We start from the raw sequence: 24,747 nt of genomic DNA on the forward strand, positions 1-24,747 counted from the left end.
TGGGCGCTGCCCGCCGTCCTAGCGCGGGTAGACGGTTACCGGAGTCGCCGACGGATTCGCGGGCTGCACCGCGAACGCGCTGATGCCCGTCGCTGACTGCACGCTCAACTGCGCAATCGCGCCTTCGGCGCCGGAAATCTGGTAGGACGCTCCTCCGGCCACCGGAAGAGCAACCGAGGTTCCGGCCGGGATCTTCGCCGTGATGGTCTCCCCCGCCGACGGCTCCAGCTCGACGGTGAGAGCGCGTCGTTCCGGGTTCGCGAGGTGCAGCACCGGGGTTTCCCCCGCCGGAACGGCAACCATGACCGCCTCGGGCAGCGCCGTTGACGCCTGGAACCAGGCGAGGTCACTGGACTCACCAACCGCCACCGAGGTCCGTGCACCTGCGACCACCGGCTGTGTCGACGACACCTCGACGGTGTAGCTGCCGACGGGCAGGTCCCTCAAACTGATTTCGGTGGCGATACCCGCCTCGAGTGCGAACTCAAGCGGCTGGGGTGATTCGCCGCCCTGCTCGCTCGTGAAGGAAACCGTGACGTCGGCCGGTTCGGTTCCCGGCGCGATCATCCGGAGCGCTGGGTTGTTGTCGTCGTAGTCCTCGTCGGAAACCACCGGTGCGTTCGGTGCGATGACGATGCCGGACAGGAACTGCTCGTTGGCGGCGGGCGCCGTCGGGGCGACGTACTCAACGCCGTGCGGTGTGAGACCCCGAACGACACTGTGCTGGATCACGGCAGCAACCTGGCCGCCGCGGCTCGTGACGTGCACCACCGGCGTGATGAGGTTCGGCGCGAATGCGGCAAGCGACAACAACTTCTGCTCGCCAGCCTTGACGATAATGCCCTGCGAACCGGGAGCGTCGACAGCGCCGCCCTCACCGAAGATGGCAATGTCGACGATGGCGTCCGACCGCGTCGGGTTGGTCAGCGCAAGCACGCTCGTTCGCCCGACATCGGTGGATCCACCGACGAGCCAGCTTTCAGCGCTTGGCTCGGCGCAGGCGCTTGCCGCGAAGCCGCTGAGGTCGCCGAGGGCCGCTGACTGAGACTGCGCGGCTGCGAGCAGAGGTGCGGTCGTGGCATCCGTTGCACTCGGTTCACTGACAACGATCGGCGAGCCGAAGGCGTCCCCCGCCAGGTTGTTCGGAGCGACGAGCGGGGTCTGAGTCGGCTCGGACTCCGATCCGACGGTGAGCTCTGCCGCACCGAACGACGAAGCGTTGGATGAACCGTCGCCCGCAAGCTGTACAAGCGGCCCGGCGCACACGCGTGCCTGGTCGGCCGCCGTCGGTGTGACCACGGCGCTTGGCACCGCCGCTGTGACGCGCGGCAACTCAAAAGTGCCGACAGCGAACACCGAAGCTCCGGCAATGCCGACGCCGACGATTCCGGCGATCAGCCTGCCGCTCGTTTTGGCTACCCGTCGTTTATCGGCCATTGCTGTACTCGCTTTCGGTCGCGGCAGTGCGGCTCGCGATCGGGTTGCTTCCTGTTGTCACGTCTGAGGCGGATGCCACTTGGCCGGCCTCAGTTTCGACGGCTGGCTCGTTGTCAGCGGCGGTGTCGCTGCCGGGCTGGCGATCGGTATCGCTGTCGCTCCCGGGCTGGGCGTCGGCCTCGGTTTCGCTACGCGGTTCGTCGACAGCGTCGGCACTCCACTCGGGGGATTCGACATTCGGCGAAACCGCGTCGGGAGTCGCCGCGACGGCTTCTTTCCGGTCCTCGACCTCGGCGTCGTGTGCGATTTCTGCGGCGAGGCTGGCCTCGGCTTCGGCGTCCGCCTTGAGCTCGGCTCGTTCGGCTCGGGTGAGCCTGCGTGGGCGTTCCCGGACGTCCCTGCGACCGACCGTGCGCGGCGATTCCTCGGCCGCGCGGCGCGATGCCGCAGTGGGAACCGAGAGCAACAACGCGAATCCGAACACGATTGCCCAGCCGATCAGGACGGGTGTCGAGAACGGCGAGGAGGGACCGACGGCCGCCGTGGCATCCGTTTCACCTTCGAATCGCCAGAGAGTGCCGCGATCCGTGGGTCCGATGTGTGCGAGGACCGGGCTGCTGTCGAGCGCTGCTGAGGCGCGGCTCGACGTTGTGGTTGCCTCTGGACTCCTTTGCGCATCAGGTTCGACGAAGGCCGGCGAGAGCAGCACGTACTGGACGCCGAGCTCACTCAGCGTCGGGGCGGGGTCGTATCCGCCCTGCGAGACCAGGTTTCCGGCCAGGGCGGTGACCTGCTCGTCGTTGCTCGTGAGGTTCTCGCCTGTGGTGAGGATGGTCGACTGGTTGTCGAGGGTGTCTCCGACGCCGCGCACGATGCGAGCGGACACGCCGCCATCGGGCTGCGGGGTGACGATGAGAGTGGCAAGAGCCGGGTTCGTCGACGCCGCCGCCGAGACATAGGCGGGAAGTGTGCGACCGTCGCTCGCGACGATGGAGCCTTGCCCGAGCGGGAGAGTCGCGGCCATCGGCACCGCAACCACGACCGCGAGGATCGTGATCACGAGTGCGGGTACCGCTGCGCCGCGGCGGATGCTGTCGCAGCCGACGACGGCTGCTCCGGCGAGGCCGAGCCAGTACAGGCTGAGACCGGCGCCGGCCCAGACGCTGGTCACCGTTGATCCGGTGAGCGAGATCATCAGGGCGGTGGCGCCGACGGCCGTTGCCAGTCCGAGCAGTCCGACGAAGAGCAGAACGGCGGCACGGGCGCTGCCAGGGAGGAAGAGAGCGAGCAGGGCCATCACGGCGATGGGGGCGAGCAGCACTGGGACCAGCAGCTGCGCGGGCAGCCCGGTGAGGCCGAGCGCTGTGGTGATCGAGTCCCAGGCCGGGTTGCCGCCCGGCAGGCCGAGAGCGAGTTGCCACCCGGTAGTCGGCGCCGAGCTGACGACAGCGCCAGGGTCGGCAAGAAGCAGCAGCCAGTGGCCGCGGACGATGCCCTGCTGCCAGATCAGCGGCGCGAACAGCGCTGCCGTTGGGATGACCAGCCAGACGATGCGGGCAATCTGTCGGCCACTGACGAAGAGCGCAAGCACCCAGATCACGAGGAAGGCCGGGCCGAGCGACGGCGCGGCGGCGATCGTCAGCGCGAGCAGCATCGACGCCACGGCAGAGGCCGCCCATGAGCGAGCGGCAACGGAGCCGGCGTAGAACAGCCACGGAAGGAGCAGGTGCACGATGATGGCGGCGGGGCGACCGTCGATCAGCGCGGTGAGGAACGGCGGGGCGACGGTCCACAGCACGGCGGCGACAATGCGGTACCCGCTCGATTCGGTGAGCCGGGTCGCCGCGAACCAGCCACCGAGGGTGGCCAGCGGCAGGGCCAGCAGCGTGAGCAGGACGAGGGAGTACGATGGGTCCCAGAACGTGACAGCCCCGAGAAGCGCCATCACAACCGAGAACGGGTCTGCCGCACCGGTGAAGCCGATGCTGATGTCGCGCCACCCGAAACCGATGTTCTGCCACAGGTCCGCCACGGACGCCGAGAGTGGAAGCATCCCTCCACCTTCGACAGCGGATGCCGCGAGCAAATTAAAGAAGAGACCAACGCTCACGAGCGCGGAGGCGATGACGACCCAGCCACCGCCGCCGGTGAAAAACCTGAGGTCGCTTCGCTCGACCGTATAGACCGGAGCACCGGCTTCTCGGCGGAGCAGCCGTCGTCGGCGGACCTCCGCAAGCGGGATTCGGAGCGGCGAAATCGCCGACCAGCCCAGCTGCTTTGACGCCTGCAGGTTTTTACGGGCGTGCGCGACGCGGATCGGGCTGAACGCCACGTGGAACGCCGCGGCGAACTCGCCACCGACAAGACCGGGGTTCTTCGTGGCGACGCGCCACACGGTGCGCACAATCGCGAGCGGAACGAGGCTCAACCAGTGCAGCCAGACCAGCGCGGCAGGCGCGTATACGAGCCGACGGTAGAGCTGTGCTCCGCGGGTTTGCCGAGCGCGCTTGCGGTAGGCGCTCGCTTTGCGTGAGCGGGACGGGCCAGCGATGCCGTCGCCCCCTGTGAAGACCAAAGCCGTGGGGACGACAACGACGCGGTGCCCGGCGAGGCGCACGCGAACGGAGAAATCGAGCGAGTCGTCGGTCGAGCCGAAGGCCGTGTCGAGACCGGAGGCCTGCTCCCAGACTGCGTGGCGCACGAGCATGCCGGCCGGCGCGGCACCGAGAACGTCGGAGACGGCGTCGTGCTGGCCCTGGTCGAGTTCCTCACCGACGAGGGAAACCGTGGCGCCGAGCGGGGTAAGTGCCTGACCGAGGGAAACGATGGTTGCGCCGTCGCGGGCATCCATCACCTTCGGCCCTGCCGCAGCAACCGATGGCGCGACCTCGAGTGCACCGACGAGCCGCTCAAGGGCATCCGGCGCTGGAGTGCTGTCCTGCGCGAGCAGCCAGAGGAATTCATCGGGCCCGCCGGACTGCGGGATGACCCGAACACCCTCGGCTAGCGCCGCAGCAAAGTTGAGCCGGTCCCCCGCCTCGACTATCCGGTTCACACCGGCCGCTTCAAGCGCCTGGGTGACAGCCGCTGGTGACGCGCAGGCCACAGCGATGATCGAATCGGGCTGCCGCGTCTGGGCGGCGAGGGCGTCAAGGGTGTCCTGCAGGTGGTGTGAGCCATTAGGGCCGGTGCCATCGTGCACGACAAGGATCGCGGTTACTCGGGGAAACATCGCGTCCAGACTATGTTGACCTTGCGATCACGCCGCTGACGCTGTCGGCGTGGCACGGATTCGTCCGCCTCGAAGCAGGAGATCCGACGAGTGTCAATGGCCCTCGCGGAAACGAGGCCCCCTCAGAAGGAAGGTTAGACGGCGCGCTTTTTGAGCTTGCGACGCTCGCGCTCGGAAAGGCCACCCCAGATGCCGAACCGCTCATCGTTCTCAAGTGCGTACTCGAGGCACTGCGAGCGAACCTCGCAGCTCGTGCAGATGCGCTTGGCATCGCGGGTCGAGCCGCCCTTTTCGGGGAAGAAGGCTTCGGGGTCCGTCTGAGCACAGAGAGAATCAGACTGCCACGCAAGCGGGTTATCGTCTTCGACCGGCTTCCGGACACCTGGTACTCCGAGTTGTACCGGATCGACGAACCAGTCCTCGGGAACACCAGAGCGATATTCAGGCGCCATATCTCTCTCCCCACTTGTTACCCGTGCGCCACGCGGCGCTACACATAATTACACCTGTGTAATTCGGGTACGTCAAGTCGCAGATAGTAAACCCTCAACCCCCAATGGAGGGTTCATCGTGCGTTTACCGGCGTGTCGCGCCTCGGGTCAAGCCTTCGACCGTGCGTCCCACGCACTCTGCACCATGTCGGTGAGCGTGTGGCGCATGGTCCAGTCGAGATCCCGTGCCGCAAGCTCTCCTGATGCCACGATCCGTGCCGGGTCCCCAGCACGGCGCGGAGCGACCTCCGGGTCGAATTCGATTCCGGTGACCTCGCGCATGGCGGTCATGATCTCGCCGACCGAGACACCGTCACCGGAGCCCAGGTTGTAGACGGGCTCGATCGGCTCGCCGGCGTCGAGCCGTCGGGCTGCGGCTACGTGAGAGAGGGCCAGGTCAGCAACGTGGATGTAGTCGCGCACGCAGGTGCCGTCTGCAGTCGGGTAGTCGTTGCCGTTGATCCGGGGCGTTCGGCCGTCGAGCAGCGCCTCGAACACGAGCGGGAAGAGGTTGTGCGGGCTGGTGTCGTAGACGTCCGGGTAGCCGGAGCCGACGACGTTGAAGTAGCGCAGCGAGGTGTGAGCGAGACCCTGGGCGACACCCTGGTCGTGCAGCAGCCACTCGCCAATGAGCTTGGACTCCCCGTAGGGCGACTCAGGGCTTTTGGCCGTGGCCTCGGTGACGAGGTCAGTGTCGGGCGTGCCATAGACGGCGGCGCTCGAGGAGAAGACGACCCGACTCACGCCAACCTCTTCCATGGCGGCGAGCAGCGACAGGGTGCCGGTGACGTTCTGGGCGTAGGTGTGCAGCGGACGCTGCACGGAGACACCGGCGTACTTGAATCCGGCGACGTGCACCACGCCCGTGACGTTGAAGCGGCGGAAAGTGTCGACGAGGTGACCGCCATCGAGGATGCTCCCCCGAACGAACGGGACGCCAGCGGGAACAAACGATTCGTGGCCACTCGAGAGGTCGTCGTAGATGACGACTTCCATCCCCTGCTCGGTGAATGCGCGAACAACGTGCGCTCCGATGTATCCAGCTCCGCCAGTGACCAGCCAGGTCATAGTTCCTCCTCGATGCGGGATGCTTCCGCATCCTCGACGAGCCTATGGCACTGGCGAAACCGGAGCGAGTTCGCGACGTCGCGGAGTCCGTCCCGCACGCCCGCATGGCTTTGCTCCAGACGGCTGTTTCCGCGGCAGCTCGGCCGGTGATTCCCCTGCTCGGTCGCGAACGGCTGGTGGTGTCGCCGCTCGGTCGCAAACGGCTGGTCACCCCCTGCTCGGTCGCGAACGGCTGGCCGATTCCGAAAACTACGACCCTCTTCGACCGAGCAAAGGTGCTTCAGCCATTTGAGTCCGAGCGAGCACCGCGGGCAGCACCCCGAGTGAGCAAGCAACGGCCCGGGTCACAATCGACCCGGGCCGGCACAGACGAGGAGCTAGACGAGGAAACGGTACTTTTCCATGGGACCCGCACTGCGGGTGGATACGCGACGGTAGCCGTCGCGACGGAGGGCGATCACGCTGGCGGCGGTCATGAAGAGAACGGCGGCCAGGACGAGAAGCAGTAAAACGATCATGGCAGTAAATCTAGGTATTGCCGTTTTCTGCCACCAGTGGCAGAATTGCCAACGTTCGATACTTTTCTGCCAGAGCGGAGCATCCGTATGTTGAAGAAAATTGCCCTAGTCGCATTGCCCGATATGGCGCCATTCGAATTCGGTGTGATCTGCGAGGTGTTCGGCATCGACCGCGCAGACACCGGTGGGCCGGAATTCGACTTTCGTGTTGTCACCGCAGACCCCGGACCGGTTCGCACCAAACTCGGTTTCGACATCGTGGTGAACGACGACCTGTCGAGCGCAGCCGACGCTGACCTCATCGCCATCCCCGCGTACTCGGTATCCGGCGGCAAACCCGACCCGCGCATCTCGCAGCTCCTCCGAGACGCGGTCGACCGCGGCGCCTGGGTGCTCTCCGTCTGCAGTGGCGCATTCGCCCTCGCCGAGGCCGGCATTCTCGACGGACGCCGCAGCACCACCCACTGGATGTACACCGACCAGCTCGCTCGCGAATATCCGCTCACCGACGTCGATCCCGACGTGCTCTTCGTCGAGGACCGCGGCGTCATCACCGGCGCCGGCACCGCAGCCGGTATCGACGCGTGCCTGCACCTCGTCCGCAAGGAGCTCGGCGCAGCGGCGGCCAACGTCATCGCGCGCCGGATGGTTGTTCCGCCGCAGCGCGACGGCGGTCAGGCGCAGTTCATCCAGGCGCCGGTGCCCGAGCGGCAGAGCGATTCGTTCGCCGGTGTCACCGAGTGGATGCTCGCGAACCTCGCCGACGACCTCACGGTCGACGTGCTTGCAGCGAAGGCGCTGATGTCTGAGCGCACCTTTGCGCGCCGGTTCCGCGCCGAGATGGGAGCGACCCCGGCGGCCTGGCTCAACCGACAACGGCTCATCCGCGCCCAGCACCTGCTCGAGCGCACCGACTACGGGCTCGAGCAGATCGCCTCGGAGAGCGGATTCGGTTCGTCGGCCGTGATGCGGCACCACTTCCTCAAGGTGCTGCACACGACGCCGAACGCCTACCGCCGCACGTTCAGTTGCACAGACAGCGACGAGGAGATGCTCGCCGAGCTACAGGGTGGTGGTCGCCAGGAAGAGTTCACCAGCGCCTGACACGGTGAGCGGGCCTTCGTCCGGGGTGACGTAGACGATGTCGCCGCGGTTCAGATCACGGCGAGCGGATGTTCCGGCGAGCGTCACAGTCCCCTCGGTGGTGATCGCAATAGCGGGCCCTGGCAACTCGAGTAGCGTCGGCTCGCTGCCCAGCCCGGCGACGTGGATCAGCTCGAAATCGGGCACGTCCGGCGCATAGAGCGCGGCACCGGCACCAGCTGGCCGCGGCGTCAGGTACGGAACGGGAAGCGGCGTGAAGTCGAGCACGCTGAGCAGCTCGGGCACATCGATATGTTTGGGTGTGAGTCCGCCGCGCAGCACGTTGTCGCTCGCGGCCATGAGCTCGACGCCGAAGCCGCGCAGATAGGCGTGGATGTTGCCCGCGGGCAGGTACAGCACCTCGCCGCGCGTGAGGGTCACACTGTTGACGAGCAGCGACACCACGATGCCAGGGTCGCCCGGATAGAACTCGGCGAGCAGCCGCACCGTTTTCACCGCGGGGTTCTCAGGGGCGGATGCCGCGGCGTGGGTCACAGCGGACACCAGCGCGGTCACGTCGTCGGTGAGCAGGTGTTCAACCACCGAGCGCAGCACGTCGGCGTCAGGGCCGTCAAGCCGGGACCGGAACTGGCGCAACTCATCGACGGCATCGGCAGCCAGGTTCGGCACGGTGAGCAGCGCGTCGACGTCGGCCGCGGCAGCGGCCACCGGGCGGAAACCGCAGAGCGCGTCGAAGGTGTCGCTCAGCGCGAAGATGAGTTCGGGCTTGTGGAACGCGTCCTTGTAGTTGCGGTTCGGGGCGTCGAGCGGAATACCGGCAGCGTTCTCCCTGTCGAACCCGGCGAGCGCCTGCTCGGGTGACGGGTGCGCCTGAAGCGACAGCGGAGCGTCGGCCGCGAGCAGCTTGAGCAGAAACGGCAGCCGTGGTTCGGTGAGCCCTGCCGCTGCCGGATCCCGTTCGACCCACGCGGCCAGCGTGTCGGCCCCGCCGGTCAGCTCGGGCTCCAGCACGCGGGCGGGCGATCCCGGGTGCGCGCCAAGCCAGAGTTCCGCCTCAGGTCCACCAGACGCCTCGGTGCCGAGAAGCTCGGAGATGGCCGTTTTCGACCCCCAGGCGTAGTCGCGCGGAGTATTGGCAAGCGGAATCAACATCGAGCGGGTCCTTTCCCGAACGGCAGGAGCAGCGAATGCGAAACGCACGCGGCGAACGTTCATCGACACCCTACAAGGAGCGAGAGGGAGCATCCGTTTCGGTTTGATCCAAACGGCAAGCAATTGCGTGGCCCTGCGCGGCATCCGTAGGCTTCAAAGCACTGCGGGCCGGGAAGCCCGCCGCCGACCACAACGCAACGGAGCACGAATGTCGTTTGAACCCCTCGCCAGTGATTTCTATGGATTCGAGACGCTGCTGACCGCGCAGGAGCAAGACGCCCTGATGCGCGTGCGCAGCTACATGGAGACCTCGGTTCGCCCTGTCATCAACGACTTCTGGGAGCGGGCCGAGTTTCCGCACGAACTGATCGCCTCATTCCTCGAAACGGATGTCGCGCGTTACGCATTCGAGGAAGTCGCACCTTTCGAGAACTCGGCGGTGTTCCGCGGACTCGTCGCCATGGAAATGGCACGGGTGGACGCGTCGATGGCCACGTTCATCGGAGTGCAGGAGGGCCTCGCGATGGGCTCGATCAGTGTCTGTGGATCCGTCGAGCAGCGGAACGAGTGGCTGCCGAAAATGGCGAGCGGTGAGGTGATCGGCGCGTTCGGTCTGACCGAGCCGTTGTCCGGAAGCGACAGCGCGCGCGGGCTCCGCACGACGGCCACACGCGACGGTGACAGCTGGGTGCTCAATGGGGCGAAACGCTGGATCGGCAACGCCACCTTCAGCGACATCACCATCATCTGGGCCAAGGACACCGAGGACGGACAGGTCAAGGGCTTTATCGTCCGCACCGACTCCCCCGGCTACTCGGCCACGAAGATCGAACGGAAGATCGCGCTGCGCCCGGTGCAGAACGCCGACATCATTCTCGAGAATGTCGTCGTGCCCGAGAGCATGAGGCTCGCCAACGCGAACTCGTTCCGCGACACCGCCAAGGTGCTGCGGTTGACCCGCGCGGCCGTTGCCTGGTCGAGCGTCGGCGTCTCCGTTGGAGCATACGAAGCCGCCGTCGCCTATGCCAAGGAGCGTGAGCAGTTCGGCAAGCCGATCGCTGAGCACCAGCTGATCCAGGATCTGCTCGCGAAGTGCCTCGGCAACATCACGGCGTCGATGGCCATGTGTGTGCGGTTGTCGCAGATGTCCGATGAGGGCACCCAGCGCGACGAGCATTCCGCTCTGGCTAAGGGCTTCTGCACGGCGAAGATGCGCGAGACCGTCGGTTGGGCCCGCGAGGCCATGGGCGGAAACGGCATCGTCCTCGACTACGAGGTCGCCCGGTTCTTCGCCGACGCCGAGGCGCTGTACTCGTACGAGGGCACACGTGAGATGAACTCCCTCATCGTGGGCCGCGCGATCACCGGCAAGGCGGCGTTCGTCTAGCCAAGCGGATGCCGTCGCCCGCTCAGCAGGCAATCGTGCGTTCATCAGGACGCTTTGTGAGATTCTGTCCTGAAAATCGTGCGATCTCCTGTCAAGCGGGCGGCCTTTTTTAGCTGCGTTGTCCTTCAAAGCGGCTCGGCACCCTCACACACGCAACTGGGAGGCTCGGGGGCCCGCCGAGGCCGTTCACGATGACGGTGACGGCTGGTCGCTTGCCTGCTCGGAGCGCCGTGATGATCTCCTCGGGCACCGCGATGCCCGTGTTGTTGCCCTTCATCGACATCGTCGTTGAAAGTTTCATGCACCGAGCATGTCACCGCTCGAGCGTGAGCGCATCCCGTCGAAATCGCAATTCCCTCTGCGTTCCTCGCAGTGGAGAACCAGCGAATGGCAGATCCTCCAGAGCGAGAGACGCCGCCGCGGCCACCGCAATACGGTTAGCGGATGCTGCGGCTTTGGGCGGCAGGCCGAGGGAATCAGCAAATTCGGCCCAGTGGCGCGCCGTGAGGTTTTTGGTCTTTCCGGCGACCGAGAGCGCGAGGGTGTCGTCGCCGTACAGCAGCGTGCACGGCACGTCATACACGGGCGCGACGACGAAGCCGCCGTGAGAATTGCCGAGAATCGAGAGGTTCTTCGCATGCAGGTCGCCGTTTCCGGTCAACCACGCAAACACAAACTGCAGATAGATGTTCCTCCTTGCCAGAACAGGCGCCTCGCAGTACTGCGCAAGCGCAGTGGCAACCTCCTCCGCCGTGACGAGGTATTTGGATGCCGGCGGAAGCCCCATGACCTGGGTGCCGTCTTCCAGCGGGAGCCGAAGCAGAGTGCCGCTCTGATCGACGGCTCGATCGAAACGTTCGACCAGAAGCCCGGCCCCGCCGTGTCGGTCGTGGATCACGGTGCTGGTCGCCACAGGAATTCTGAGCCTTTGCGCACTCGCGAGGTGAGCCGCCTCGTTGGCGACGAGGTGCGGATATTCTGCCGGGTCCAGTTTGAGCAGGTACCTCTTCCCCCGAAGAGCCAGAGGCGTTGTCAGCACGGATGCACTCGCCTTGTCCTGGACGCCTGGCACGCCGTGCAAGTCCACCGCGTCCGAGAGGTCAACGAAATCCAGCTCGTCCGGCAGTGAGGTGTCAGCCAACGCGTCCGGCTCAGTCGGTGTCTCGCCCGCTGGAACGATCTGAACATCACCGGGAACGTCAGCGCCGACGATAAGAAGCAATGTCAGTTCGTCGTTGACACTCGTCTTGGCGGCATTCTTCAGAACGGTGAGCCGATGGCCTTCGGGCAGCAGGCCAGAGAAGAACGGGGGCAGCGCACCGTTTTTTGTCTCAATTGTTCGCGCCGAGGGAGGGAGCGAGATTGCGATGGGGCGATGCTCCCCCTTCAGGTAGGAATCGGTGTAGGCGAACGCCACCCCGCCGTCGTCCGTGCGCGACAGGCGTGCAGCCAACGTTCCGTTCTTGTAGACGTCGGCATCGCGAATCTGTCTGAATTCCCGCGGCTGTCTGGTCATCGGGTAAGGGTCAATCGAAGCCCGAGGACGTCGGCTGTCTTAGCAACGGCTCGAAGCGATGGATTGCCGGCTCCTGTTTCGATGGCCCGAATGGTGCGCTCGGACGTTCCGGCCAGGTCGGACAACTCCTCTTGGGTCAGCCCCGCTTCCTTGCGGGCGTCCCGAATGCTGGCCGCGACAGCAGCGATGCTATCCATATTTCTCCTCAGCGGTAATATCCTGCCGATTGTGGCGCCGTGAACGCTCTGCCGCCTAACATAGCCCTCTTTCGGCAACATCTTGCCGATAGACCGGTTTTCGGACGCGCAGAATAGGGTCGCACCGGAAACCGGCAGCATATTGCCGATGGCTCACCGGACCGGCCCGACTCTCGCGCCCAGCCCGGTCGCTTACCACCGCCAGCGGACCACTGTAAAGGCGGGGCTCCTCGCTCGTGCTCCCGGGTACAGTTGCCGACCGGGCACACTTTCGCCTTCACGCACCACGGGAGGGAGCTCACAATGTCACGCATCCACCTGCGCCAGGGCCGCCACTTCGTGGTCACCTGGGGAATCTCTGACACCTTCGGCGGGATGACCGGCGCGTTCCTGCACCGCTCCCGGGCATTCGTACGGCTCGGCGGGGTTTCCGTCGACGTGCTGACGTTTGACGCCCGTCCCGACTACCCCGAGGTCGAGCGCCGACTGCGCTCCACCGGCAGGATGATCGACGGGATGCGGCTGCTCAACCTGTGGGACTGGCTGCGTGATCACCCGACGCCCGAAAAATTTGCGCGAGCGGAGGCATCCGTCTTCTCACAGATTGTCGGCTCGCTCGCCCCGCTCGACCCAAACGGGTCGTACCACGCCGGAATGCGCGACGGCGTTCGCATGAGCCTCACGCGGTACGCGGACGACGGCGTCACCGAACTGCAGGTCGACCACTATCGGGCGGACGGCACCCTCGCTGTGATCGACCGGCGTGACATTCGACAGCGCGGCACGATCGGCGGGCGCAGCATTGTGCTCTGCGATCGGACCGGCCAGCCGGTGAAGGCGTGGGACGGCGCCTGGGCGCTGTATCGCTGGTGGCTCGACCGGGTGCGCGACAAGAAACCGGCGACGATGATCGTTGACAGCAAGACCAGCGCGCGGTTCATGGTCGGCTATCGACGCAAGAAGGTGCTGATCCTGCACGTGGTTCACGCCTCGCACCTGCAGGGTTCGAACGGCACGACCGTGCGCGCCTCACGCGCCGCTGTCTTCGCCGAGCCCGAATCGTTCGACGCACTGGTGTTTCTCACCGAGCGCCAACGGTCGGAGGCACGGCGAATGCTCGGCGACCGCGCGAACACAGCGGTGATCCCCAACGGGCGAGCGGTCCCCCGGGCGTCGGCTCGGCCGCCCGCTCGCGACGTTCACGCCGGCATCATGCTGTCTGCGCTCGAGAAACGCAAACGGGTCGACCACTCCGTGCGCGCCATCGCTGCGGCGCGGACGGCCGGCTCCCCCGTCACCCTCGACATTTTCGGCGACGGCCCTGAGCGATCACGGGTCGCGGCTGCCATCACCAAAGCGGGCCACGGAGTCACGCTGCGCGGATACGATCCGGATGCCAGTTCTCACCTTGCCGAGAGCTCCTTCCTTCTCCTCAGCTCACGAAGCGAGGGTTTCCCGCTCGTGCTGGTCGAGGCGATGGCTGCAGGCTGCCTTCCCATCGCATACGACATCCCCTATGGGCCTGCCGACATCATCCGGGACGGGAAAAACGGCTTCCTCGTGCCGCCTGGCGACGTCAAAGCACTCGCAGCAGCGATCGAGCGCCTGGCAAACCTGCCGGCCGCTCGAGTCGATGCAATGCGGCGCAACGCCGTCCGCACCGCCGCGGCCTACTCCGACGAGGCGGTCACGAAGCGATGGGCTCTGGAACTCGATCGTGCCGCGAAGCGACGCGGCTTCCCGCCCGCCGCGCCAGTCGATGCGCTGGTGTTTCGACTGCGACGTGGAATAGCCAGGCGATGGCGAAACTGGCGGGGATCGAAATCGCCGCAACCAGCCACCACCGGCCGTCGCCGATAACAAACGCGACGCTGGCCAACACCGGCACGTGCACGAGATAGAGGCTAAACGAGACGCGGCCAAGCCAGAGCGGCAAGCGAGCTGACAGCATCCGTTTCGCTAATGGTGACCCGATCGCCACGACGATCAGTCCTGCCGCACCGGCTCCGGCGAGACCCCAGAGTGCGGCGCTGAGGTCGGATCCGGCCGGCGCGATCGGCCGAGCCAGCCAACTGGCGATGAGAAGACCAACGGATGCCACGGCAAGCGTTCCCCAGAGCAGCCCACTGCCGCGTCGGTTGCGTCGATCCGTCCAGGCACGGAGTTCGGGGAGGCTGACGGCGATCAGGGTGCCGAGGAAGAATGTCGGAAGGTACACGAGCGCGTCGACGTCGATCACGCGGCCGAGCACCATGAGTGCGATCGAGACCACGGCGGCGAGCGCCCGGCGACGGCGCACAGCGAGCCCGACGACGACGAACACCGGCAGGAGGACGGAGAAGATCACCTCCCAGCGCAGCGACCAGAGCACGTTCACGATCGTGTAGGTCTGCGGGAGGAGGGAGGACTCGTCGATCACCTGGCTGAGCGAGACGCTCGACGCGACGCGGTCGGCCAGCCAGCTGTCCGGTGTGATAGCGCCGGGTAGCCGAGGCACGAAAACGATGAGGGCGACCGCGAAGAGCACGGCGCCGACCACAGGCAGGTACAGGCGGATAAGTCGGCTGGGGTAATACCGAAGCCAGTCGAAGCTCGACGAGAGTGCCGGGATCGACACGACGAGGCCGCTGAGCACGAAGAAAACGAGAACGGCTTCGCTGCCGGCGGTGAGCGGGCGAAGCGGGGACTGGGTGATCCACTCCCACAGGCCGGCGGTCTCTTCGAGCCGCGGTCGTGCCATCAGTGTCAGGTGGTAGAGCAGTACCACCACCGCTGCGACGCCGCGCACACCGTCGAGGGCGTGCATGCGTTCGGTTTCCCCTGTTGCCTTCCCCATTTCCTCCACGCTATGCGGAGTTGGCTGGGAGTTCGCGGGGTTGCCAATCGGCTCGCTAGGTGCAGCGGCGGGTCAGTCCTGCTTCCTGCCAGGGCGGGTGGCATTTCGGCGCCGAACCAGCAGAAGCACGAGTCCGGCCAACACGAGTGCTGCCGCGATCCCGCCGATTACGAGAATGCCCGTGTTGTCGACGCCCGACTGCGAGAGGGTGCTGCGGGTCCGGCCCTGTTCGGTGGCAGCGGGGTCTGTAGATGGCGACCCGCCGGTCACTCCGGGTGCAGCGGTCGTTCCAGGCGTCGGCACAGGTGGCACCGCGGGCGTTGTCGGTTCGACGGGCGGGTCTGTTGGCACGGGTGGCGCGACCGCGAGGCTCGAGACGCGCACGTAGTCGAACGTGCTGGTGAATCCTGCGCCGGCCATCGAGACCAGCCCGATGCGCGGTGCGACGCCGAGCGGGGTTGTCCAGGTTCCGGACTCGTCCCAGGTTTCGCCGTCGAGGCTTGTGTATCCGGTGTACAGGTTCTCGGTGTCGCTGTGCTGGCGAACGATGCGCAGGTAGGTGTCCTCGCCGACCGGACCGCCGACGCCGTTGCCGTACGCCGGGTATCCGGCGGGCACCGGATCCTGTCGTTTCGCGAACTCGGTCTGGCGGGTCTCCCAGATCGAGGAGACGGCGTGCTTAATGAAGTTGCCGTCATCGGTGTACAGCACGATGCCGCCCTGCACGAAGTTCTGGCAGCAACCTTCTGCAGGAACCGAAACTGAGAGTCGCGTCTCCACGACGTAGTCGCCTTCCGGTGCCTGCTCGGTGAGGAGCCCGGCCGCGCCGGGGTCCGGACTGAGGTCAGCGCCCTGGGTGTCGAATCGGAACTGGCCGTCCTCAATCCCGTACGTCGACGCATCCGGTTCTCGGATCCACGTCCACTGCGGCGAGAGCGCATCCCCGTCGAACTCGTCTGAGAGCGCTGCGATCGGGTCGCCTGGCTGCGGCTGGGTCACGGGCGGGGATGCCGGGGCTGCCGTTTCCCCCGGCTGTGTCACCGGCGCTGGCTGAGGCGTATCCGATGGGCCTCGTCCACCGCGCACCGTTGGCCAACCGTCAACCCAGTCGATCCGATCCATCAGCACCGGCCGTTTCGTGTAGGTCTCCCCCTCGACCATATATGGGTCGTTCCGGTCGACGGCGTGGTAGACGATCCACTGTGTGCCGGCCAGGTCGGTCACCATCGAGTTGTGTCCGGTTCCGATCCAGCGGTTGCCGTTCTGGTGCAGCACGGGCGTTCCGCCGACCCGGCCGGCGAGAAGCGAGGTCCCTGTGCGATCGACGAACGGGCCAGTGGGACTGGTCGAACGACCGGCGAACACCCCGTATCCGGTGAGTGGCCCGGCGCAGCAGTTTGTTGCCGAGCCGAGGAGGTAGAAGTAGCCGTCGTGCTCGACGACGTTGGTTCCCTCGTAGCGGTTCGAGATCGACACCTCGATCTGGCTGGCCGGGTCGGTGCTGAGGCCGTCGGCGCTCAGCTCGCGCACCGAGAGTCCGCCGAAGTAGCTGCCGAAGTAGAGGTAGTTCTGGCCGTCGGCTGTGATCACCTCGGGGTCGAAGACCCAGCGGCGCGCGTTGGGATCGGTGCTCCCTGGCGGGGCCATCGGTTCAACGACGGGTGCGCCGGCGTCGGTCCATGGCCCGGCCGGAGTGTCGGCCGTTGCGACGCCGATGGCGGAACCGCCGCCTGGGGCGGTTGTCTCAGTTGCCGTGTAGTAGAGGTGGTATTGACCGTTCAGGTAGACGACGTCGGGGGCCCACATGTCACCGGCCCCGATCCACGCTGGCTTTTGCGGCAGCGCTTCGGCCACGAATGCCCAGGTGACCAGGTCGGTCGAGCGGTAGGTGGGGATGCTGTAAAAACGCAACGACCCGTCGGGGTTGGTTTCATCGGCGTCAAGCGCGTCCCGGGTGCAGAACAGGTACCAGGCCTCATCGGCGGGGTCAGCCGACCGAATGACGTCGGGGTCGGCGCATTGCTCGGCCGTGCGCCCGTCCGGCAGTGTGAGGGTGAGCGGATTGGTGTAGCTGCCCGTGGCAACCGCTGCGGCGAGCGCCGCTTCCGGACGCACGGTCGGGGCTGCGGCGCCGGCCGCGCTGGCCGGGATCAAGCCGAACATCAGTGCGGCAGCAGCGAATCCGGCGGCCAGGGGCAGTTTTCTCATTGTTCCTCCACGTTGAGGGGCGAGTCGGGCGGTATTACGGGAGTTTCACGACGGGTGTGCTGTCGTCCCAGCTGAGCGGTAGAACGTTCATGCCGCGATACGCGATCGCGGGGTCCCAGGAGTGAAAGACGATTCGGTCGGATCCGTCCGGCCCCGAAATGATGTCCTGGCCACCTGGGCCGATGTAGGCCTCGTCGGTCAGCGCGCTGGTCAGGAGCGGCCCGTCGGCCTTGGTGTACGGACCGGTGAGTGCTGGGGCAGTGGCGTAGCCGGTGGCGTAGGAATAACCGCCGTAGTCGTTCGCCGAGTAGAACAGGACGTAGCTGTCGTCGTGGGTGACAATCACGGGCGCTTCGATGAGCGAGCCCTCCCACTCTTCGGTTTGCGAGAGCAACCGCACGGGCTCCCCCGCGAGGGACACACCGTCCGGCCCGAGCGGCGACAACTGCAACCAGGTGTCGAGTGCGCAGCAGTTGCCGTCGTTTTTCCAGACGAGGTAGCGAGAACCGTCGGCGTCGGTGAAGCTCGCCGCATCGATGGCGCCGCCCTCGTCGAGTGGGCAGATCAGCGGCGTGTCACTTGTCGCCACGAACGGGCCAATGGGGGCGTCAGCCGTGGCAGCACCAATGCACTGTTTGCTCGACGCGGCGTCCTGGGCGGTGAAGTACAGGGCGAACCGGCCGTCGGCGAGTTCGGCGACGTCTGGCGCCCAGGTGCGACCCTCCTCCGCCCAGGCGGGGAGTTCGGGGAATGCGTCCTCGTCGGCAATTTCCCAGGTCTCGAGGTCGTCGGACGTTGCGAACTGCACGTTCGCGGTGAGGCTGTTTGTCGCGTATGCGTAGTAGGTGTCGCCGATCTTCAGCACGTCGGGGTCGGGGAAATGCTGGGCGATGACGAAGGCGGCGGGTGACGCCGCTTCCGAGGTTTCGCCGTCACTGGTGTCGCCGGTTGAGCATCCGCTGAGCACGAGCGTTCCAGTGAGAACCACGGCGACGGCAGCCAATAGGTGCCGACCGGCGTTGCCACGCGGCTCCGCGAAGCGAGTCGAGCTCGCGCCGCGGAGCCATTCGAGCGGCAATATCACCCCTTCACACCAGACGATGCGACACTTTCGACGATCTGCCGCTGCGCGATGGCGAACAGGATCAGTACTGGGACTGACGCAATCACGGCGCCGGCCATGACTATCGAGAAGTGGGTCGAGTATGCGCCCTGCAGTTGGGACAACCCGGGCTGCAGGGTGAGGTTCTCGGGGCTGAGCAGCACGTAGATCGGCCAGAGGAAGTCATTCCAGTTGGCCAGGAAGCTCAGCACGGCGAGAGTGGACAACGCCGGCTTCGACAGCGGAACGATGATCTGCAGGAAGATTCGCAGGTCACCTGCACCGTCGATGCGAGCCGCTTCCTCAATTTCCATGGGCAGTCCAACGAAGAACTGGCGCAGGAAGAAGACCCCGAAGGCACTCGCAGCACCGGGAATCGAGATGGCCCAGATGGTGTCGAGCCAGCCGAGGTTCTGCACGATGAGGTAGTTGGGGATGAGGAAGATGACCGGCGGCACAAGCAGCGTCGAGATGATGAGCCCGAAGACAAGTTTTTTGCCCCAGAACTCCAGGCGAGCCAGAGCGTATGCCGCCGAGGCAGCTGTCACCAGAATGATGATCGTCTGGAGCGTGGCCGCCAGGAAGCTGTTGAGCAACCATCGGAAAATCGGCTGTTGCCCGGACGACAGGGTGGCGTACGCCTCGGTCGAGAACGGATTCGGGAAGATGCCGTACGGGTTCGTGATGACGTCGCCATCCGTCTTGAACGAGGTGATGAACACCCAGACGAGAGGGAGGATGATGATGAGCGACACCACGACGAGCACGACGTAGAGCAGCACGCCGCTGACCGTGCGTGGGCGAAGGCGACGTTGTTTGGGGACGCGACCGGAGGCATCCATTCGCTTATTGTTACCACCGGCGGACGAATTGCCGTCCTGCGGGCGGGTGGGAGTCGAAGTAGTCATCGTGGCCCTTACTCCGCGCGCTCGCGCTGTAGACGGAAGTTGATCACACTGATGATCGCCAGGAACGCGAACAGGATGTAGCTCATCGCTGAGGCGGCACCCATGTTGCTTTGGCCGAGACCCTGGTCGGAGATGTACATGATCGCCGTTCGGGTTGCGTTGCCAGGCCCGCCCTTGGTGAGCAGGAAGGACTGGCCAAACATGTTCGCCGAGGCGAGGATCGTTGTCGTCGTGACGAACAGCATCACCGGTCGGAGCCCAGGCAGTGTCACGCTGAAGAACTTGCGGATCGCACCGGCACCGTCGAGCGATGCGGCCTCATAGAGATCCGCGCTGATGCCCTTCAGGCCGGCGAGGAGGATTACGGCGTTGAAGCCGAGCGTCCACCAAACGGTCACGCCGACGAGTGAGACCCAGGCCCACGGTACGTCGACGGTCCACGGGATGTCTGTCGGCAGACCGATCAGCCCGAGCAGGTTGTTGAGCATTCCGGACTGGGTGTCGAGGATGTACCGCCAGATCACGCCGATGACGGCGACGCCGAGCACGTATGGCGCGAAGAAGATAGCGCGGAATGCCGTGCCGCCCTTGATCTTGTTGTTCAGCAGGACGGCGAGCAGCAGCGGAATGACGAGCATCACCGGCACGCTCAGGAGGGTGAAGATGCCAGTGGCGCCCATGCTCTGCCAGAAGTCGCCGTAGGTGATCGAGCCCGGGGTGAAGAGGTCGATGTAGTTCTGCAGCCCGATGAAGGTCTGTTCGACCTTGAACGGGCTCCAGTCGGTGACGCTGATGATCAGGCCGAAGACGGCAGGCGTGATCACGAACACCGCGAAGAGGGCGAGGAATGGCGCGAGGAACAGGTAGGCCGTGCCAGTGCGGCGCGGCACCCCCGTCGCCCCGACGCGTGAACGTCGGGACGACGGCGGTACCGCTACCGCTGGCGCGGCCGGGTTAGGCCCGGCCGCGATGCTGGAATTAGTCACCGTACTTGGTCTTGTTCTGCTTGAGGACTTCGTCCGCTTTCTTGGCGGCGTCGTCCAGGGCCTGTTTCGGGTCCTTCTTGCCGGTGACCGCTTCGTTCAGCGCTGTCGTGATGAACGCGTTCGCGGCGGTGATTCCGGGAGCGCTCGTCTCGAAGTGCGCGTACTCGAGTTGTTCGAGGAACGGCTCGAGCCTGGGATACGTCTGAACAAGTGACGGGTCGTTGCGTATCTCGTTTGCGGCGGGGAGCTCACCGGTTTCGGCCCATCCGGCTGAGTTGGCGTTCATCCACTTGACGAAGGTTGCTGATGCCGCCGTCTTGTTCTCGTCCTGGCCCTTGTTGTTCAGGAACATCCAGTGTGTCGAGCTGGACCAGACGGCCTTCTCGGTGCCGATCTGAGGAACGGGTACTGCGGTCCAGTCGATGGAGCTGAAGCCCTCGTTGGTGGTCTGCCAGATTCCGTTCCAGTTGAAGGCTGTCTTTCCTGCGAGCAGTCCCTTGATGTTGCCATCCTGGGCGACGTTCGCCGGGCTGTAGCCGTTCTTGATCAGGTCGGTCATGTGCGTGAGCGCCTGGACGCCAGCATCCGAGTTGAACGTCGCCTTGGAAACGTCCTCGTTGTAGAGGTCGCCACCGAACTGCCAGAGTAGGGACTCGAACTCGAATGTTCCGGTGAAGACGTATCCGTCGACCCATTCACCCTGGATGCCCGCGGTCTTGAGCGCGTCGAGCGCCTTCATGTAGCTGTCCTTGTCCGTGGGAACGACTGCGGGGTCAAGACCGGCCGCCTTCAGGACGTCGTTGTTGATGTACAGGCCGAGTGGTGTGACGCTCCACGGAATTCCGTACTGGTTGTCGGCATAACTTCCTGCCTCCATGAGCCCTTCGGGGAAGTCATCGGCGCTGTAACCGAGGGCGTCGACGATGTCGTCCGCTTCAAGGAGCAGGCCCTGGGCCGCGTAGGTTGCAATGTCGTCGCCGTGTGCGACTGCGACGTCTGGGCCCTTGCCCGCCTTGACCGCGAGAGGAAGCTTCTTCGAGATGTCGCCCCACTCCTGGGGAACGTTCTTGACGACGATGTTGTCGTGTTCGCTGTTGAACTTCTCGATGAGCTTCGGGACCAGGACGGGAGCGGCGCCGCCGGTCCAACCGTTCCAGAAACTGATCTCGACCTTCGGACCGTCATAGTCCTCGCCGGTGACGGTCGCGCCTCCTCCGGTGCTACCGGACGACCCACAAGCTGTGAGGGCCAAACCGACGCCGAGCGCCAGTGTCGCCGCAAGAGTCTTGCGGGCGAATCCCTTCTTCATAACTACTCCTCTTTGAGTTTTTCGCCCAAGGGGCGGTGCGCAGGGTTACACCCGTCGGAAACGAAGGGTGTGTTGAGTGAATTTACAGCGCTGGAAGTGCGCAGTCAAGGACCCGAAATCCGGCCGGAGCGGTAATCTGGTTTCCGCCGATGTCTCAGACTCGCAATTTGCAGACGGACGCAACACGGGCGTGGCTCATTGCCGCACCGAATATCCAGGAGGAACCATGGCGGGAGTTCGCCTGCAGGATGTGGCTGAACACGCTGGCGTGTCGATGAAGACCGTCTCCAACGTGGTTCATTCCCACCCGAATGTTTCGGCAGCCATGAGGGAACGGGTGCAGCGCGCCATCGATGAGCTCGGCTATCGGCCGAACGCGATCGGACGCCGCCTCGCCACCGGCCGCACCGGCCTGATCGCTCTGGCCTTCGCCGACGTGCGCCTGCCCTACTTCTCCGAACTGGCCAACGTCATCTCGAAGGCCGCTGCCGCAACAGGACCCGGTTATCGGCTGCTGCTCGAAGAAACCGAAGGCACAATCGAGGGCGAACGCGCTGTGCTCTCGGCGAGCGAGGCCGGACTCGTCGACGGCATGCTGCTGCAGCCATCCCGGATGTCATCGCGCGAGATCGCCGAGCGCCACGGTGATCTGCCAATGGTTCTTCTCGGCGAAGGACCCGCTCCGCTTAGCGTGGATCGTGTGATGGTCGACAACGTCGCGGCGGCTACGGCCGCCACGGAACACCTAGCTGCACTCGGGCGCGAGCGCGTCGCTTTCGTTGGCCACGAACGGTCGGGAATGTCCTCGACGTCCCGCCAACGCATCATGGGTTACCAGGAGGGACTCGAGCGGCACGGGCTTCCGGTTGACCACGACCTTCTCATCTCGACGGGAGCCATCACGTCACAGGACGCGGCCATCGCCGTCGGGGCAGCACTCGACCGCGGCGTTCGATTCGACGGGCTGGTTTGCCGTGACGACCTGGCCGCGATCGGCGCACTCCGCGCGCTGCACGAACGCGACATCAGCATTCCGGACGACGTCGCCGTCATCGGCTGGGACAACATCGCGTTTGCCGCCACCACTTTTCCGAGCCTGTCGTCGGTCGCGCCTAACACGCAGGCCCTGGCGCGCGTGGCGCTCGACATGCTCGCCGAGCGCATCGCCGGTTTCGACGGCATTGGGCGGCACCGGGTGGTCGACTTCGATCTGGTCCTGCGAGAGAGCGCACCCGCACTGGCGTCGACGGACGCACCCGGCGGGGAGTTGGCTTCCGTGCACGCCGGGTCGGCACACGCGATATCCGCCTAGGTCCGTCCGTGGACCGAGGACGTTCCATGTCTCGCAGGTTTACAGCGCCGTAAATTGACGGCATGATGTGTGCATGAGCAGCAGTCACGCCCGCCTCGACGACGAGGTACTCCGAGCCAGCCGCCAAGACGGCACCTACCCTCGACCGCAGCTTCTGCGACCGAACTGGGCCGACCTCAGCGGAACCTGGTCGTTCGCGTTCGATGACGCAAACGAGGGCCTTGCCAAGCACTGGTTCGACGCGCCGGCGTTCGACCGGGAGATTGTGGTTCCCTTCCCATTCGAATCGGAAGCGTCCGGTATCCACGACCCGTCGTTCCACCCGGTCGTCTGGTACTCCCGCGAGCTCACCGCCGACGAGCTTGCGGCAACCGGATTCTCAGCTGGCGACCGACGCCTGCACCTGCACTTCGGTGCGGTCGACTACCGCGCCCAGGTCTGGCTCAACGGTGTGCACCTTGGAGCGCACGAGGGCGGACACACCCCGTTCTCCTTCGATGTGACCGACGCTCTCGATTCCTCGAGTGCCACCCAACTTCTCGTGGTGCGCGCTGAGGACGACCCGCTCGATGTTTCGCAACCGCGGGGCAAGCAGGACTGGCGCCTCGAGCCGCACTCCATCTGGTACCACCGCACGTCGGGAATCTGGCAGCCTGTGTGGTTGGAATCGACCGCCGACACCTTCGTGACCCTCCTTCACACCACCCCGAACGTCCCGGAAGGCACAGTCACGCTCCGGGTCGATCTCAACCGCCGACCGACCACCGACGTGCGCCTGAAGATGGCTGTCTCGTGTGAGGGCGACGAGTTGGCAACAGTGAGCGTCGCCGCGCGGGATATCGGCACCACCGTCGTCGTGCACCTGCCCCTGCAGTCCAACGGCCAGGCCTACGAGGAGTTGCTCTGGTCGCCTGAACACCCGCGGCTCCTCGACGTCAGCGTGACCGTGCTCGAAGATGCCGCATCGGCACAGGTTGCTGACGAGGTCTATTCCTATTTCGGGATGCGTTCCGCGACAGTTGCTGGCGGGCACTTCCTGCTGAACGATCGCCCCTATTACGTCCGCAGCGTGCTGAACCAGGGCTATTGGCCCGAGTCGCATCTCGCCGCGCCAAGCGCCGCAGCGTTGAAGCGCGAGGCAGAGCTCATCAAGGAGCTTGGCTTCAACGCCACCCGTGTGCACCAGAAGTTCGAGGACCCCCGCTTCCTGTTCTGGGCCGACGTCCTCGGTCTCCTCGTCTGGGCAGAGACCCCCGGCACCTTCGAGTTCAGTCCGCGCGCGATCACGCGCATGAGCGCCGAATGGACCGCCGTCATCGAACGTGACCTGTCGCATCCGTCCATCGTTACGTGGGTGCCCCTCAACGAGAGCTGGGGAGTGCAGCACATCGCGCACGACTCGCGCATGCGGGCGTACGCCCAGTCGCTCGTGTCGCTCACCCGTGCGCTCGACCCCTCACGCCCCGTGGTCTCGAACGACGGCTGGGAGCACGTCGACTCCGACATCCTGAGCATCCACGACTACGAGTGGTCAGGCGAGGTCCTCGGCGACCGATATCGCGACAAGGATGCCTGCGAGGCGCTGCTTGGAGGAATCGGCCCTGCGGGGCGACGGATGCTCCTGGCTGGCCAGGAGATCGGCGAACGACCCGTCATGGTGACCGAGTTCGGCGGCATTTCCTATGCATCGAAGCAGGTTCCAGACGACGCGTGGGGATACTCAACGGCTACGAGCTCGGACGACTTCGTCGACCGCCTCGACGCTGTGCTCGGTGCCCTCGCCGAGAGTTCGGCACTCGCCGGCTTCTGCTACACCCAACTGGTCGACACTCTGCAGGAGACAAACGGTCTGTTGGCGGACGACCGAACGCCCAAGGCCGACATGGCCACCTTGCGTCGGGTGATCACTCGATCCGGCCCGGCGGCGTAGTGGCCGGAGGCTCGCCGCCTCAAGCGGGGTGGGCCCGGAGTTGCAGGCGATAAC

At 65.5% G+C, this 24,747-nt stretch carries 19 protein-coding genes and 1 pseudogene; 6 read left to right on the forward strand and 14 right to left on the reverse strand.

All coding sequences use genetic code 11. The features are described from left to right. Positions 1–18 precede the first annotated feature (18 nt). The 4 genes from D9V28_RS10830 to galE form a co-directional block, all read right to left on the reverse strand. A complete protein-coding gene (locus tag D9V28_RS10830; protein ID WP_121659769.1) occupies positions 19–1,437 on the reverse strand; it encodes a DUF5719 family protein in 1,419 nt (472 codons plus the stop codon). After that, on the reverse strand, positions 1,427–4,669 hold the full coding sequence (locus tag D9V28_RS10835) for a glycosyltransferase (protein WP_121659770.1): 3,243 nt from the start codon (positions 4,667–4,669) through the stop codon (positions 1,427–1,429). The genes D9V28_RS10830 and D9V28_RS10835 overlap by 11 nt, the downstream gene beginning before the upstream one ends. Positions 4,670–4,803: 134 nt before the next feature. Continuing rightward, positions 4,804–5,121 carry a WhiB family transcriptional regulator gene (locus tag D9V28_RS10840; protein ID WP_121659771.1) on the reverse strand — a complete coding sequence of 106 codons (318 nt, stop codon included), beginning with the start codon at positions 5,119–5,121 and terminating at the stop codon, positions 4,804–4,806. A 147-nt stretch (positions 5,122–5,268) separates the two neighbouring features. Continuing rightward, the gene (gene galE, locus D9V28_RS10845; protein ID WP_121659772.1) at positions 5,269–6,228 is read right to left on the reverse strand and encodes a UDP-glucose 4-epimerase GalE; all 960 of its coding nucleotides are present in this window, start codon (positions 6,226–6,228) and stop codon (positions 5,269–5,271) included. Positions 6,229–6,272: 44 nt separating this feature from the next. On the opposite strand from galE, the gene D9V28_RS10850 reads away from it, so the two are divergent. Together D9V28_RS10850 and D9V28_RS10855 are read left to right on the forward strand one after the other, a co-directional pair. After that, positions 6,273–6,737 (forward strand): hypothetical protein, encoded by a 465-nt coding sequence (locus D9V28_RS10850; RefSeq protein ID WP_121659773.1) that lies wholly within the window; start codon positions 6,273–6,275, stop codon positions 6,735–6,737. Positions 6,738–6,833: 96 nt separating this feature from the next. Next, on the forward strand, positions 6,834–7,850 hold the full coding sequence (locus tag D9V28_RS10855; RefSeq protein WP_121659774.1) for a GlxA family transcriptional regulator: 1,017 nt from the start codon (positions 6,834–6,836) through the stop codon (positions 7,848–7,850). Here D9V28_RS10855 and manA read toward each other — a convergent pair. Next, positions 7,809–9,002 (reverse strand): mannose-6-phosphate isomerase, class I, encoded by a 1,194-nt coding sequence (manA, locus tag D9V28_RS10860; RefSeq protein WP_121660107.1) that lies wholly within the window; start codon positions 9,000–9,002, stop codon positions 7,809–7,811. The two genes, D9V28_RS10855 and manA, sit on opposite strands and share 42 nt — an antisense overlap. A gap of 208 nt (positions 9,003–9,210) precedes the next feature. On the opposite strand from manA, the gene D9V28_RS10865 reads away from it, so the two are divergent. Beyond that, complete coding sequence (locus tag D9V28_RS10865) at positions 9,211–10,389, forward strand: acyl-CoA dehydrogenase family protein (protein ID WP_121659775.1); 1,179 nt, start codon at positions 9,211–9,213, stop codon at positions 10,387–10,389. A 109-nt stretch (positions 10,390–10,498) separates the two neighbouring features. On the opposite strand, the gene D9V28_RS10870 is transcribed toward D9V28_RS10865, so the two are convergent. From D9V28_RS10870 to D9V28_RS10880, 3 genes are read right to left on the reverse strand one after another with little or no spacing between them, the layout of a single operon-like run. After that, positions 10,499–10,690 carry a hypothetical protein gene (locus D9V28_RS10870; RefSeq protein WP_121659776.1) on the reverse strand — a complete coding sequence of 64 codons (192 nt, stop codon included), beginning with the start codon at positions 10,688–10,690 and terminating at the stop codon, positions 10,499–10,501. Between the two features lie 12 nt (positions 10,691–10,702). Then, on the reverse strand, positions 10,703–11,905 hold the full coding sequence (locus D9V28_RS10875; RefSeq protein ID WP_121659777.1) for a type II toxin-antitoxin system HipA family toxin: 1,203 nt from the start codon (positions 11,903–11,905) through the stop codon (positions 10,703–10,705). Further along, entirely contained in the window at positions 11,902–12,102 is a 201-nt protein-coding gene (locus D9V28_RS10880; RefSeq protein ID WP_121659778.1) for a helix-turn-helix transcriptional regulator, read from the reverse strand. The genes D9V28_RS10875 and D9V28_RS10880 overlap by 4 nt, the downstream gene beginning before the upstream one ends. A gap of 939 nt (positions 12,103–13,041) precedes the next feature. On the opposite strand from D9V28_RS10880, the pseudogene D9V28_RS16475 reads away from it, so the two are divergent. Continuing rightward, positions 13,042–13,740 (forward strand): annotated as a pseudogene (locus tag D9V28_RS16475) (glycosyltransferase); the annotation flags it as partial. Positions 13,741–13,789: 49 nt separating this feature from the next. Here the strand turns inward: D9V28_RS16475 and D9V28_RS16325 are convergent. From D9V28_RS16325 to D9V28_RS10915, 6 genes are all read right to left on the reverse strand, one after another. After that, the gene (locus tag D9V28_RS16325; protein ID WP_121659780.1) at positions 13,790–14,938 is read right to left on the reverse strand and encodes an acyltransferase family protein; all 1,149 of its coding nucleotides are present in this window, start codon (positions 14,936–14,938) and stop codon (positions 13,790–13,792) included. A 72-nt stretch (positions 14,939–15,010) separates the two neighbouring features. Continuing rightward, entirely contained in the window at positions 15,011–17,146 is a 2,136-nt protein-coding gene (locus tag D9V28_RS10895; RefSeq protein ID WP_121659781.1) for a glycoside hydrolase family 43 protein, read from the reverse strand. Between the two features lie 34 nt (positions 17,147–17,180). After that, the gene (locus tag D9V28_RS10900) at positions 17,181–18,224 is read right to left on the reverse strand and encodes a glycoside hydrolase family 43 protein (RefSeq protein ID WP_229728072.1); all 1,044 of its coding nucleotides are present in this window, start codon (positions 18,222–18,224) and stop codon (positions 17,181–17,183) included. Between the two features lie 2 nt (positions 18,225–18,226). Continuing rightward, positions 18,227–19,156, reverse strand: a complete 930-nt coding sequence (locus D9V28_RS10905; RefSeq protein WP_229728070.1) for a carbohydrate ABC transporter permease — start codon at positions 19,154–19,156, stop codon at positions 18,227–18,229. Positions 19,157–19,164: 8 nt separating this feature from the next. After that, on the reverse strand, positions 19,165–20,142 hold the full coding sequence (locus D9V28_RS10910; protein WP_229728068.1) for a carbohydrate ABC transporter permease: 978 nt from the start codon (positions 20,140–20,142) through the stop codon (positions 19,165–19,167). Further along, positions 20,135–21,451: an ABC transporter substrate-binding protein gene (locus D9V28_RS10915; protein WP_121659783.1), complete on the reverse strand. Its 1,317-nt coding sequence runs from the start codon at positions 21,449–21,451 to the stop codon at positions 20,135–20,137. The genes D9V28_RS10910 and D9V28_RS10915 overlap by 8 nt, the downstream gene beginning before the upstream one ends. 226 nt (positions 21,452–21,677) lie before the next feature. Between D9V28_RS10915 and D9V28_RS10920 the strand changes: the two genes are divergently transcribed. Then, positions 21,678–22,763 (forward strand): LacI family DNA-binding transcriptional regulator, encoded by a 1,086-nt coding sequence (locus D9V28_RS10920; protein WP_121659784.1) that lies wholly within the window; start codon positions 21,678–21,680, stop codon positions 22,761–22,763. Positions 22,764–22,836: 73 nt separating this feature from the next. After that, positions 22,837–24,693 (forward strand): glycoside hydrolase family 2 protein, encoded by a 1,857-nt coding sequence (locus tag D9V28_RS10925; RefSeq protein WP_121659785.1) that lies wholly within the window; start codon positions 22,837–22,839, stop codon positions 24,691–24,693. Positions 24,694–24,747 lie beyond the last annotated feature (54 nt).

It is taken from the genome of Mycetocola zhadangensis (assembly GCF_003668565.1).
Lineage (GTDB): Bacteria > Actinomycetota > Actinomycetes > Actinomycetales > Microbacteriaceae > Mycetocola_A > Mycetocola_A zhadangensis.